The following is a 14255-nucleotide window of genomic DNA, read 5'->3' as shown; positions in this document are numbered from 1 at the left end:
ACCAAAAATAAGAAATTAATTGTTTTGCAAAACCTCAAACATAGCTTTTGCTTTTAACAAACATTCCTCATACTCACTTTCTGGAATGGATTGAGCTGTTATTGCACTACCCACAGAAAAAGAAAGATATTGCTTTTTAGCATTATATAAAATACTTCGAATAACAACATTAAAATCAAAATCTCCACTCGGTGTAAAATAGCCTACTGCACCGCTATATAAACCCCTTTTAGTAACTTCTAACTCTTCAATAATTTTCATAGCTGAAATTTTAGGTGCACCCGTCATACTTCCCATAGGAAAAGTGGTTCTAATAATTTCTATCGGTGAAATAGTAGCATCTACTGAAGCTACAATTGTAGAAATCATTTGGTGTACTTGCTTAAAAGTATATACTTCACATAATTCTTCAACAACCACAGAACCTTTTGTAGCTGTATGAGATAAATCGTTGCGAACTAAATCGACAATCATAATATTCTCAGAACGCTCTTTTTCGCTATGGATTAATTCCTTTTTCAAAAAATCATCTTGTTCGAGATCAAAACTTCTTCTGGCTGTACCTTTTATAGGTTGAGAAATTACTTTTTTTCCCACTTTTTTCAAATAGCGTTCTGGTGAAGCCGAAAGCAAATACTGTTCTTTATTTTTAAAAAATGTTGCAAAAGGTGGTTCCGAAATAGCATCTAATTTTTCATAAACCGCTATAGGATTAATTGTTGCTTTTTCAGCAAAAAATTCCATACAAAAATTAGCCTCATAAATAGATCCTAAATGTATATATTCTAACATTTTTGCTACTTTTTGAAGATAATTTTTTTTAGAGATACGCTGTTGAATAGTTGTTAATTGATGCGTCTCTTTAGAAAATGGAATTTCAAAACTTGAAATGATTTCAAAATCTTCTTCAAATTCATCATCACATAAATTTAAATATGACATTACCAATTCTTCACCTTTTAGAAGAAAAATTTTTTTCGGTTGAAAAAAGAATAAATCTGCAAATTGCAAACCATCAAAATTTTTTGACCGCAAATTTTCCGTATCATTTTTCAAATCATACGAAAGATACCCAAATAACCAATCTTTACTATGCGATTGATATTGGTACAAATCTTCAAAAGCATTATTATAATCTGTTATAATTGAAGTGAATGCATCTACAGCAACTATACAATCATAAGAAGTATAATTTTGCTGATAATCATTAGAATCTAAAAAAGCAACTTCTCTAAATTGATTTGACCAATGTAAAAGTTGCTCTTTTATTTTTTTCGGATTTGAAATATGTTTTGTAATGTGTGTTCTCAATTGTAAATCATAACTTGGAAAGCCAAAATTACAATTAAAAAAACAATCTATTTGATAAATTCAACAATTAAGTTACATCCATTTGCTAATAAGTTAGTATTCGAATCTGATGAATTTGAATAAATACTTACTGCTTGATAAGCTGTCAAATTAACTAATTTAACTATAGAAACCGTTCTAGTTTCTCCATTTGAAATAGAAGTATAAGTTCTTGTCCCTGGAATTTCAGTTCCATAAATTCCTAAATAAAACTCAGGACTAATAACACTCCCCGAATTTTTTCTAAGAGAAACAGTATAAGAAATTCGATACAAACCTGTATTTTGTACTTGAATAGCAGTAGAATTTAAGGTAACTCCATAATATGCTCCATTAGTATTTAAAATTACTGCACCCAAATTTAATGGAGCAGTAAATCCACTATATATTTCACCATAATATTTCTTAGTATTCAAATCTGTCCATGTGGCTTTTCCATTAGCATCAGAAACAAATACTTTACCCGTTCCTTGATTGCCATCTACAATTTTAACTCCTCCTACAACATGCAATCTTTCATCTGGATTATTTGTTCCTATACCCACTTTATTGTTAGAATTGGTTGAACTACCTAATATTATAGAATTAGCTTGCGTTGCTGTGGATAAATAACCAATAGCAGTAGCATTCTGACCACTCGCACTAGCTTGACTTCCTAATGCAGTAGCTTGTTCTCCCGAAGCCACAGAAGCATTTCCTAAAGCTAAAGCATTATTGTTAGTAGATGATGCACCTACACCAATGGATATAGAACGATAACCTGAAGCCGTTGCTATACGTCCTAACGCAATAGTCTCGTTATTACTAGCTGTAGCATTAATACCTAAAGCAAAAGACTGGTATCCACTTCCATTTGAATAATTTCCAATAGCAACTGCTTCGTTTGAATTAGTTGCCGTAGCATTAGTCCCTATAGCTACCGAATTATCATTGTGTGAAACAGCTCCTCGACCTATTGCAATACCTCCATTAGGATGAAATCTTCCAAAAGCATTGTTATTGATTTTAAATGTCAAAGGGTTATAATTATTTGTTCCCAAATATTCATTTCCAGTACTAAGTGTGTTTCCCGTTAAATTCCAAGCATCTGTTGATGCTCCTATAGAACTTGCAGATTGATTTAATCTTTTCCAAACGCCTTCCCAATAATAAAAGCCAGGAGTCACATCTGAAATAGTAGCGTTATTATAAATTAATAAACTGGTGGCTGGATTTGCAATTGTTGAATTATCTGTAGTAGATTGTAAACTTACTCTTGGAATAAGTAAACCAGAATTTGAACTCTTTATTTCTAAAGCTGAAGATGAATGTGGAGCTGTTGTTCCAATACCAACTTGAGCATTAACAAAAAAAGAAAAACTTGATGCAAATGTTAATAGCATTATTTTTTTCATGATAATAAAAAAAGGTTAATAGCGACACAAAAGTATAAGAATAATATGATGAAAAAGAATTAATTAACTATTTTTTATACAATGGGAAGTTTTAAAAAAACAAATGGGTTTTAAAAAAAATGAGATATACAAAAAAAATAAAGAATATCATTTTTATACCCCTACTAAATTACGAATATGATAATTTTTTTTCTAAAATTTACTAATATTTCAAATCAAACGTTTTCGTTAAAAAAGGGCAAAAAAAAGGTCTTAATTTGTTATATTTGCCTCACTAAAAATTAATTAAAATAAAAACATAATTCATGTCAAACCAACCAAGAATCATTTATACGATTACTGATGAAGCTCCTATGTTGGCTACTCATTCATTTTTACCTATAGTTAAAGCTTTTTCAAAACCTGCAAATATTACTTTAGAAACAAGAGACATATCATTAGCGGGGAGAATTTTAGCCAATTTTCCAGAATTTTTAAACGAAGATCAGAAAATAGCAGATGCATTAACCGAATTAGGTGAATTAGCCACTTCTCCTGAAGCTAATATTATTAAATTGCCAAATATTTCCGCTTCTGTACCACAATTAAAAGAAGCTATTACAGAGTTACAATCTCAAGGATTTGCTGTACCAAATTATCCTGAAGAGCCACAAAATGAAGTAGAAAAAAACATTAAAGCTAAATATGCCAAAGTGTTAGGTTCTGCAGTAAATCCAGTACTACGTGAAGGAAATTCAGATCGAAGAGCACCTAAAGCGGTTAAAAATTATGCTAAAGCACATCCACATAGTATGGGAGCTTGGTCTAAAGATTCTAAATCACACGTTTCTCATATGAATTCGGGTGATTTTTATGGCACAGAAAAATCTATAACAGTATCCGAAGCAGGTAGTTTTACTATAGAATTCACCAATGCTTCTGGAACGACTAAAGTATTAAAAACAAGTTCTCCATTAAAAGCGGGTGAAATAATTGATTCATCAGTAATGAGTATGAATAAATTAAAAACATTCATTGCAGAACAAGTTGAAGATGCAAAAGCAAAAGGAGTTTTATTTTCTGTTCATCTAAAAGCAACTATGATGAAAGTATCTGATCCTTTATTATTTGGCGCTTTTGTAGAAGTTTATTTTTCAGATGTATTCAAAAAATACGCTACCGTTTTTGAAGAATTAGGAGTAGATACTCGTAATGGTTTGGGTGATGTTTACACAAAAATTCAAAATCATCATTTAAAAGCTGAGATCGAAGCTGCTTTACATGCAACTATGGAAAATGGTCCATCCCTAGCCATGGTTAATTCGGATAAAGGCATTACAAATCTTCATGTTCCTTCTGATGTAATTATAGATGCATCAATGCCTGCTATGATTCGTAATTCTGGACAAATGTGGAATGCAGCTGGTAAATCTCAAGATACTAAAGCGATTATTCCAGATCGTTGTTATGCTGGAATTTATCAAGCAACTATTGATTTTTGTAAAGAAAATGGTGCCCTAGACCCAAAAACTATGGGAAGTGTTCCCAATGTGGGATTAATGGCTCAAAAAGCTGAAGAATATGGCTCTCACGATAAGACTTTCCAAATTACAGAAAATGGAAATGTGTCTGTTAAAGACGCAAATGGAAATGTATTAATGGAGCAAATTGTTGAAGCAGGTGACATTTTTAGAATGTGTCAAGTAAAAGATGCACCTATTCAAGATTGGGTTAAATTAGCTGTGAATCGTGCTAGAGCTACTGGTTCTCCTGCGGTATTTTGGCTTGATGAAAATAGAGCTCATGATAGCGAATTAATTAAAAAAGTAACTACTTATTTAAAAGGTTATGATACAAATGGATTAGAAATTCATATCATGAATCCTGTTAAAGCTACTCAGTTTTCTTTAGAAAGAATTGTGAAAGGATTAGATACTATTTCTGTAACGGGTAATGTTTTAAGAGATTACTTAACTGATTTATTCCCCATTTTAGAAGTGGGTACATCTGCAAAAATGCTTTCAATCGTACCATTAATGAACGGTGGTGGTTTATTTGAAACTGGTGCTGGTGGTTCTGCTCCAAAACATGTGGAACAATTCATTGAAGAAGGTTATTTACGTTGGGATTCTCTAGGAGAGTTCTTAGCATTAGGAGTTTCATATGAGCATTTAGGCAATACATTTAATAACCCTAAAGCTTTGGTTTTATCAGAAACTTTAGATTTAGCAACAGAAAAATTTTTAGAAAACGATAAATCACCAGCTAGAAAGATTGGAGATATCGATAATAGAGGTTCTCATTTTTATTTAGCTTTATATTGGGCCAATGCTTTAGCTAACCAAAATAAAGATGCTGAATTAAAGGCTATTTTTACACCAATAGCAAATGAATTAAATACAAATGAAGCAAAAATCAATGATGAATTGATTGCTGCACAAGGTAAACCACAAGCAATTGGTGGTTATTATCATCCAAATTTCGATGCTACCGATAAGGCTATGCGTCCAAGTATAACTTTAAATACCATTTTAGCTAAACTAAATTAAATGTTAGCTTAGTTAAATAAATAAAAAGAGCGACCTTATGTGTCGCTCTTTTTATTTATTTATTTATTTAATTAGACAAGTTCATTCTTTCTTATCTTCTTCTAATGTTGGAGAATCATCTTGAACAACAACAATTTTAGCTAAAACACCTGTAGTTAAGTTCCATTCATTACTTGTAATTAAATTCCCTTTATCATCATAAACACGAAAAGCAGCAGTATTTGGACCAGAACTTCCTTGATTTAATGCTAAAAATTCAATTTTATTAAAACCTTTGGATAAATCCAAATAATATTCTTTTGAAGCTGCTTCCAATAAAATCTCAGGGATAAAAACGACGTCATTTACCAATATACGAACTCTATCGCCATCTGGATATTCATGATCTCTACATACAATTTTAATATATTTTGCTTTAGTGCTAAATTGTCCTAAAAACTGATTACTCTTAAAACTTTCATCTATAGGCTTATCATGTAATTTTTTATTTAAATTATCTTTTAATTCATCACCAGGATTTTTAAAATCTTTATTATCTTCCAGAATACTTTTTGATGTAGAAGTATTATTTAAAACTGAATATTTTTTTAAATAATTATCGTCTTTATCTAAGACGCTTTTATATTGCAGTGAAGGTAACGAAGAAGATGAATTTGTAGATGTATTAGACTCAAATGGATTACTTAATTGTAAATTAAAAACTTGTTTTTTCTTATCTATTTGAGCAGATAAGCTAATGGAAAACAAAATCAACACTATTAGTAATTTCTTCATTTCTAAATTCTTTTACAACAAACGTATAATTAACTCCATAAATACCATAATAATTAACCATACATTAACAGATTTCTTATTAAAAGTACAAAAAAAATATTCAATTTTGTAAAACAAAAATGACAACATGAGCAAATCTATAAAATTAGTTTTACTATTTCTTCAACTATTTCTTTTTAATTTTCTATATTCTCAAGAAAAATTTTCCATTAGCGGAACTATTTCAGATGTGAATACAAATGAAACATTAATTGGCGTAACAGTAATTATTGAAGAATTAAAAACAGGAACAACCACAAATGAATATGGTTTTTACTCTATTACTTTACCCAAAGGCAACTACACCGTTAGATATACATATATTGGTTTTCAAGACATTATTGAAAAAATAAATTTGACTGAAAATACTAGGAAAAACATCAGTCTAAAAGAAACAGATTATCAACTAGATGAAATTATTGTCTCGGAAAATATTGAAAAACCTAACATTCAAAAACCAGAGATGAGTGTGAATAAAATTTCTGTGAGTACAATTAAAAAACTTCCTGTAGTACTAGGTGAAACTGACATTCTTAAATCTATATTAACCTTACCTGGAGTAACCAATGCAGGTGAAGGACAATCTGGTTTTAATGTAAGAGGTGGTGCTGCCGATCAAAATTTAATTTTATTAGATGAAGCTACAATTTATAACTCTTCCCATCTATTCGGTTTCTTTTCAGTATTCAATGCAGATGCTATTAAAGATTTAAAACTATATAAAGGTGGAGTTCCTGCCCGCTTTGGTGGTAGAGTGGCTTCGGTTTTAGATATTTATCAAAAAGACGGTAATAGTAATAGTTTTCATGCAAATGGCGGAATTGGACTCATTTCTAGTAGAGTTTTGGCAGAAGGTCCAATTGTTAAAGAAAAAGGATCCTTTTTAGTGGCGGGAAGAAGTTCGTATGCCCATTTATTTTTAAAATTAACAGATAATCAAAATTCGGCTTATTTTTATGATTTAAATACTAAATTAAGCTACAAACTAAATGAAAATAACAACTTGTATCTTTCTGGTTATTTTGGTAGAGATGTTTTTAGCTTAAGTGAAAGTTTTGTAAATACTTATGGAAATTCGGTTCTTAATTTACGTTGGAACCACCTATTTAATGATCGATTATTTTCCAATTTATCTTTTATTTACAGTGATTATTATTATGGTTTAACACTTGATTTTGTAGGTTTCAATTGGGATAGCGGTATTAAAAATTACAATTTAAAATACGACTTTAAACATTATTTAAATGATCGAACAAAATTAACATATGGTTTAAATGCAATATATTATGATTTCAATCCAGGAAAAATAGAACCTAATAATGAAGATTCTTCTATCAATCCAGATCAATTAGACAAAAAATATGCATTTGAACCTGCATTCTATTTAGATGCTGAACAAAAATTATCCAATAAATTTTCTATTAATTATGGTTTACGTTATAGTTTATTCTATCGTTTAGGCTCACAAGAAATAAATGTGTATGCAAATAATGAAGCAGTATCGTATGATAATGAATTAAAAATATACGAGAAAGCGACTCCTATTGGTACTAAAAAATATGGAAAAAATGAAGTGATTGCAAACTTTAGTAATTTAGAACCACGTTTATCAATGGCATATATTCTGAATGAAAATCAATCTATAAAAGCAAGTTATAATAGAATGACGCAATATTTGCATCTTATTTCAAATACGCAATCTCCTACTCCATTAGATGTTTGGGCACCAAGTGATGATTTCTTAAAACCACAAATTTTAGATCAGTTTGCCATAGGTTATCAAAAAAACACAAAAAACGGGAAATATTCATTTGAAATTGAATCTTTTTATAAATACGTTAAAAATCGATTGGATTACATTGACGGAGCCGATTTAATTGCAAACAATGCTATTGAACAAGTTGTTTTAGCTGGAAAATCGAGAGCTTATGGTTTAGAAATTTTAGCTCGAAAAAATGAAGGCAAATTAAACGGCTGGATTTCTTACACTCTTTCGAGATCAGAGCAAAAAACTGCAGGAAGAACAGCTGAAGAAATTGGAATAAATAATGGCAATTGGTACAAAACAGGTTGGGACAAAACACATAATTTATCAGTAACTGGGGTTTATGAATTAAATGAAAAATGGAGTTTTGGAAGTATTTTTTCTTTACAAACAGGTCAACCCGTAACCTATCCAAACGGACATTATGTTTACCAAGGTATTTCTGTACCTAGTTATGGAGCAAGAAATGCAAATAACTTACCTATTTATCACCGTTTAGACATTTCCGCAACTTTAACACCTAGAAATAATACTTCTAAAAAAATAAAAGGAGAATGGGTTTTTGGAATCTATAATCTATATAGTAGAAAAAATGCTGCTTCAATCAATTTTAGACAAAATGCCGACTCCGGAAATAATGAAGCGGTTCGCTTATCCATCTTTGGAATAGTGCCAAGTGTAACTTATAATTTTAAATTTTAAAAATAATGATACGAATTATAATAAAATTATCAATAGCAATAATTGCATTCATTACATTTCTTTCATGTGAAGATGTTGTAAATATTGATCTAGATACTGCTAGCCCTAGATTAGTTATTGATGCTGCTATAAAGTGGGAAAAAGGTTCTGTAGGAAATAACCAAATTATCCGTTTGACTAAAACAGGTGGTTATTATGATTCTCAAACACCTATCGCTTCAGGTGCTACTGTTTTTATAACTCATAACGGCAACACCTATAATTTTATAGAAAATCCTGGAACTAGCGAATATATTTGTACCAATTTTAATCCGGTTATAAATGACACTTATACTTTAACGGTAGTCTATGAAGGCCAAACATATATAGCTACCGATCAATTATATGCCACTCCAGATATTACATCGATAGAACAAACAGTAATAAGCGGTTTTGGTGGAGAAGATAATATTGAAATAAAATTCTTTTATCAAGATAATGGTGCCGAAGATAACTTTTATTTAATTGGTTTTAAAAATACTGCTATAGCTTTTCCTGAATATGGTGTAGTAGATGACGAATTTTTTCAAGGTAATCAAATGTTTGGTTTGTATATAGATGATTTAAAATCGAATGATGAATTAGTATTATCTCTTCAAGGTATTTCTTCAAGATATTCTAATTATATGGATAAATTATTAAATATCGCTGGAACTGATGGAGGAAATCCATTTACAACTGCTCCAGCCACTTTGAGAGGAAATATTATAAATCAGAATAATCCGGATAATTTTCCATTTGGTTATTTTAGTCTTGGAGAAGTGGATACAGAAAATTATACGGTACAATAATCTAAACATTTTATATCTTAGCATCCTATTAAAAACTATTTATGTCTTCGCATCATATTGTCAGGGATGATCAAGAACCAGCATTAATTATTGCTAACGGTGCCTCTTGCACTGAAGAATTATTAGGACAATTACTAGAATGGTCACCTTTGGTAATTGTCTTGGATGCTGCAATCGATCGCGTTTTAGATTTAGGAATAAAAGTAGATGTATTATTAGGTGATTTTGATCGTGGATTTAACTTTGAATACTATAAAGAAAGTCAATATCCTATTGAAATTGTACACACGCCCAATCAAGATAGAACTGATTTAGAAAAAGCATTCGATTATTTAATTGAGCGTGGTATTCCTGCAGTAAATGTCATTTGGGCTACAGGAAAAAGAGCAGACCATACGATTACCAATGTAACCAATATTGTGAGATTTAGAAATGAACTAAAGATTGTAATTTTAGACGATCATTCAAAAATTTTCTTACTGCCTAATAAATTTGAAAAATGGTATCCAAAAGACACTCCTCTATCACTAATACCTATAGGTGAGGTTTCCGGAATTCATTCGAAAAATTTGTACTATCCCTTAGAAAATGACACACTAACTATTGGTTATAGAACAGGTAGCAGTAATCATGTTACTGAAGATGGTTTGGTAATTATAGAACACCAGAAAGGTGATTTATTATTAATGGAATGTTGGGATTAAAATTCCTAAAAATATTCCCAAATATCATTAATTGACAATTATTTTTTTTCTTATTTTTTCTCTTTCAAAAGACAATTGAACTAGATAAATACCTTTATTTAAATTACTTATATCTAAGTTTTCAAGTTGTTTAGGATTTTGTAATTCATTACTATATACCACTTTACCAAATATATCTAAAATTTCAATTCTATATTCATTTGCTGGCTGTGTACCAAAATTTACATATAAGTTTTCTTTTACAGGATTCGGAAAAAAATGAATAGCATCTTGAGGTAAAAAGTCATTTTCGTCTAAAGTAGTTGCTGCAACAGCAAAATGCATCATAGCTCCTGTAGCTGCTTTGGCTACATTATAATTATAAATTGGATCCATATTGACTAATAAATCTGTAGCCGAATGCTTATGTGTAGTTTCATTGGTCTCAAAAAAACCAGTTATCACTTCATTATTATCCTCAAAAGGCATATAATCTGAAGCATAGGCATAAGATAAGAACGTATTTAATGGCGAATATAAACCTACGCAGGTTATTAATTCGTTTGTAACTATATTAGATGCTGCGTTATTAGTTGTGGGTGTGCCTGTATCTCTTTCACAAGTAATGGTATTATTTGTCATTCCAGCAACTCCTCCTACTTCATCTAAATTAAAAACTAATTTTATATCTAATTTTGGATTCGTGGCATTTACAACCGAATTCACATAATGTTGACTTCCTACCAAACCATCTTCTTCTCCACTAAAATTGATAAATTTTATCGAATATTCAGTAGGAATGTTTTGTAATAATCTTGCTACTTCAAGTATAGTTGCCACACCACTTCCATTATCGTTAGTTCCAGTTCCAACGATAGAATCATAATGACCGCAAATTATTACAAAAGTATTTGGATACAATGTACCCACTTTGGTTACAATTAAATTTTTACAAGTAAAACCACCATTAGTAAATATATCTTCTTGAAATTGAGCTACGGTATAACCAAACCCTAGGTATTTATTTCGTAACCAATTATAAGTATTTTCCAAAGGTTGAGTTCCTCTTCTTTTAACTCCTAAATTTTCAAATTCGGTTAAATAATTAGTTATATTTGTTTGCGAAACTTGATTAGAAACATCAGCATAATATTGTATAAAAGACTGAGACAAAGCAAAATTTGCGTAAAATAAAATTGTGAAGAAAAAAGTAGTTTTAGTTTTCATGTTTTTGTTAATGTTTGTTAAACAATAATAATAAAATAGCTATAACAATCCAACAATAAAATTAAGTATCTAAAAAAAAAAAATACAAAAACTATTTATTTATTACATCTATAGCTTTATAAAATCGCTTAGAATAGTGATCCGAATTTAATTCACTTATTACTACTTTCATAGCTTTCCCTGAAGAAGCATGAATAAACTTGGATTGTAATCCATTGGCTTCACACACAATGCCAACATGTCCTATAGTTGTAGTATCCTTATAACCTGTAAAAACTAAAACATCTCCTAAAGCAATAGAATCAATAGCTATGTGTTTTCCAAAATTTTTAAAACCACTTGAACTACGAGGCACTTGAATATTAAAGTTTTTATAAACATAATTGACAAAACCTGAGCAATCAAATCCTTTTTTTGGATCTTGACAAGAATATACGTAAGGAACATCGATAAACGTTTTTGCGAAATCTACAAGTGCTTCTCGATTGATCTCTTGGCTAATTTCTTTCCCATTTCGTTCTTCTCTTGGTAATAATATTTTAAGCTCTTCCAGTTCTTCTATCGTTAATATTTTTTTATTGGGTTTAGATTCTTTGACACCCTCTTTTTTGTTATTTTCTAAGCATTGAAAACTAAACAAAACAAAGGTTAGTATAACTAAAAAATTCAATTTCATGACATTTATTTTGTACATATAATCAAAAATAATGATTTCTAATTTGAATACTGTTAAAATAAAATAAAAGACAACAATTGCTTATCTTTGTTAGTCCAGTTATAGTAAATAAATGACTTAGCAAAGCTAATGCAAAAAATTAAAATACATGAAATTTGAAGTAGTATCAGAATATAAACCAACCGGAGATCAGCCTCAAGCTATTGATAAATTAGCAAAAGGAATACTTAATGGTGAAAAATATCAAACTTTATTAGGAGTAACCGGTTCAGGAAAAACATTTACGGTTGCCAATGTGGTGCAAGAAGTACAAAAACCCACTTTGGTTTTAGCACACAATAAAACATTAGCTGCCCAATTGTATTCTGAATTCAAACAATTTTTTCCAAATAATTCTGTACAATACTTTGTTTCTTATTATGATTATTATCAACCTGAAGCATTTATTCCTGTAACGGGTACCTATATAGAAAAAGATTTATCTATTAATGATGAACTAGAGAAATTAAGATTAAGTACAACCTCTGCGTTACTTTCTGGACGTAGAGACATCATTGTAATTTCCTCAGTTTCTTGTTTATATGGTATAGGTAATCCTGTAGAATTCCAGAAAAATGTTGTTAATATAGAACGCAATCAAGTTATTTCTCGTACCAAGTTCTTACATCGTTTGGTACAAAGTCTTTACGCTCGAACAGAAGCAGAGTTCACTCCTGGAACTTTCCGAATAAAAGGCGATACTGTGGAAGTATTTCCAAGCTATGCTGATGATCCTTTCCGAATACATTTTTTTGGAGACGATATTGAAGAGATTGAATCCTTTGACTCTCGAACATCTAAAGTGATTGAAAAATATGAAAAACTGAATATTTATCCAGCGAATATGTTTGTTACTTCTCCAGATGTATTACAAAGGGCTATTTGGGATATCCAACAAGATTTAGTAAAACAAGTCGATTATTTCAAAGAAATAGGTAAGCATTTGGAAGCCAAAAGACTAGAAGAACGAACTAATTTTGATTTGGAAATGATTCGAGAATTAGGCTATTGTTCTGGTATTGAAAACTATTCTCGCTATCTAGATGGTCGTGCTCCAGGAACTCGTCCTTTCTGTTTATTAGATTATTTTCCTGATGATTTCTTAATGGTTGTTGATGAAAGTCATGTTACTGTTTCTCAAGTCCATGCGATGTATGGTGGTGATAGAAGTAGAAAAGAAAATTTAGTGGAATATGGTTTTCGATTACCTGCTGCTTTAGATAATCGTCCGTTAAAATTTGAAGAATTTGAGGCACTTCAAAACCAAGTAATTTATGTTTCTGCTACTCCAGCTGATTATGAATTAGAAAAATCGGAAGGAATTTATGTGGAGCAAATTATTCGTCCTACTGGTTTACTGGATCCTATAATTGAAATTCGTCCGAGTGCTAATCAAATTGATGATTTAATTGAAGAAATCCAATTGCGTTGTGAAGCAGACGAACGTGTATTGGTAACCACATTAACAAAAAGAATGGCAGAAGAATTAGCAAAATATCTTACAAAGGTTGCTATTCGATGCCGTTATATTCATTCGGATGTAGACACTTTAGAACGGGTTGAAATCATGCAGGATTTACGCAAAGGGCTTTTTGATGTCCTTATTGGTGTTAACTTATTGAGAGAAGGTTTGGATTTACCAGAAGTTTCTTTAGTAGCTATTCTAGATGCCGATAAAGAAGGTTTTTTAAGAAGTCATCGTTCATTAACACAAACTGTAGGTCGTGCGGCACGTAATGTAAATGGAAAAGCCATCATGTATGCCGATAAAATTACCCAAAGCATGCAAAAAACGATTGATGAAACGAATTACAGAAGAGAAAAACAAATGAATTATAACCGAGAGCACAATCTAGTCCCAAAAGCATTAAATAAAAGTTTAGGAAATGCGCTTAGTGGTAATTCAGTTTCTACGCATTACTATGAAAAATTGGAATCTAAAGCGGCTGAACCCGAAAGCGAATACTTATCTAAACCAGAAATAGAAAAGAAAATTAGAGAAACTCGAAAAGCTATGGAAAAAGCGGCTAAAGAACTCGATTTTATGCAAGCCGCTAAACTAAGAGACGAAATAAAAATTTTACAAGAAAAAATATAAACAACTATAAATAGATATTTAGTTATAGCACAGTATAAAAACACTTAGGTAAATATCACACTTTTACAAAAGTACAAACAAACAAATAAACAGTTTTTCAAACATATTTTATCTTGAAAAATGAGATAATAAAAATAAAAACTAAATTTG

The 14255-nt window shown here is 30.5% G+C and carries 10 protein-coding genes; 5 read left to right on the top strand and 5 right to left on the bottom strand.

The window, feature by feature from the left end; translation table 11 throughout:
* Positions 1-15: 15 nt before the first annotated feature.
* On the bottom strand, positions 16-1311 hold the full coding sequence (locus HALO113_RS12885; RefSeq protein ID WP_159779408.1) for an anthranilate synthase component I family protein: 1296 nt from the start codon (positions 1309-1311) through the stop codon (positions 16-18).
* Between the two features lie 47 nt (positions 1312-1358).
* The gene (locus HALO113_RS12880) at positions 1359-2744 is read right to left on the bottom strand and encodes a hypothetical protein (protein WP_159779407.1); all 1386 of its coding nucleotides are present in this window, start codon (positions 2742-2744) and stop codon (positions 1359-1361) included.
* 305 nt (positions 2745-3049) lie between these two features.
* On the opposite strand from HALO113_RS12880, the gene HALO113_RS12875 reads away from it, so the two are divergent.
* The gene (locus tag HALO113_RS12875; protein ID WP_159779406.1) at positions 3050-5272 is read left to right on the top strand and encodes an NADP-dependent isocitrate dehydrogenase; all 2223 of its coding nucleotides are present in this window, start codon (positions 3050-3052) and stop codon (positions 5270-5272) included.
* Positions 5273-5353: 81 nt separating this feature from the next.
* Here HALO113_RS12875 and HALO113_RS12870 read toward each other — a convergent pair whose 3' ends face one another.
* Positions 5354-6046, bottom strand: coding sequence for a hypothetical protein (locus HALO113_RS12870; RefSeq protein WP_159779405.1), 693 nt, complete (start codon positions 6044-6046; stop codon positions 5354-5356).
* Positions 6047-6173: 127 nt separating this feature from the next.
* Here HALO113_RS12870 and HALO113_RS12865 point away from each other — a divergent pair, with 127 nt between their 5' ends.
* The 3 genes from HALO113_RS12865 to HALO113_RS12855 are packed head-to-tail and all read left to right on the top strand — an operon-like array spanning position 6174 to position 10086.
* Positions 6174-8552, top strand: a complete 2379-nt coding sequence (locus HALO113_RS12865; protein WP_159779404.1) for a TonB-dependent receptor — start codon at positions 6174-6176, stop codon at positions 8550-8552.
* 5 nt (positions 8553-8557) lie between these two features.
* A complete protein-coding gene (locus tag HALO113_RS12860; protein ID WP_159779403.1) occupies positions 8558-9382 on the top strand; it encodes a DUF4249 domain-containing protein in 825 nt (274 codons plus the stop codon).
* A gap of 41 nt (positions 9383-9423) precedes the next feature.
* Positions 9424-10086 carry a thiamine diphosphokinase gene (locus HALO113_RS12855; RefSeq protein ID WP_159779402.1) on the top strand — a complete coding sequence of 221 codons (663 nt, stop codon included), beginning with the start codon at positions 9424-9426 and terminating at the stop codon, positions 10084-10086.
* 27 nt (positions 10087-10113) lie between these two features.
* Here the strand turns inward: HALO113_RS12855 and HALO113_RS12850 are convergent, their stop codons facing one another.
* A complete protein-coding gene (locus HALO113_RS12850) occupies positions 10114-11292 on the bottom strand; it encodes a M28 family peptidase (RefSeq protein ID WP_159779401.1) in 1179 nt (392 codons plus the stop codon).
* A 91-nt stretch (positions 11293-11383) separates the two neighbouring features.
* Positions 11384-11968 (bottom strand): C40 family peptidase, encoded by a 585-nt coding sequence (locus HALO113_RS12845; RefSeq protein ID WP_159779400.1) that lies wholly within the window; start codon positions 11966-11968, stop codon positions 11384-11386.
* Between the two features lie 148 nt (positions 11969-12116).
* On the opposite strand from HALO113_RS12845, the gene uvrB reads away from it, so the two are divergent.
* Positions 12117-14105 carry an excinuclease ABC subunit UvrB gene (gene uvrB, locus HALO113_RS12840; RefSeq protein ID WP_159779399.1) on the top strand — a complete coding sequence of 663 codons (1989 nt, stop codon included), beginning with the start codon at positions 12117-12119 and terminating at the stop codon, positions 14103-14105.
* The last annotated feature ends 150 nt before the right edge of the window (positions 14106-14255 follow it).

This window comes from Flavobacterium sp. 9AF (assembly GCF_902506265.1).
In the GTDB taxonomy this organism is placed as follows: Bacteria; Bacteroidota; Bacteroidia; order Flavobacteriales; family Flavobacteriaceae; genus Flavobacterium.
Note: the sequence above shows the minus strand (reverse complement) of the source record. Positions and strands in the feature narration are given on the sequence as shown.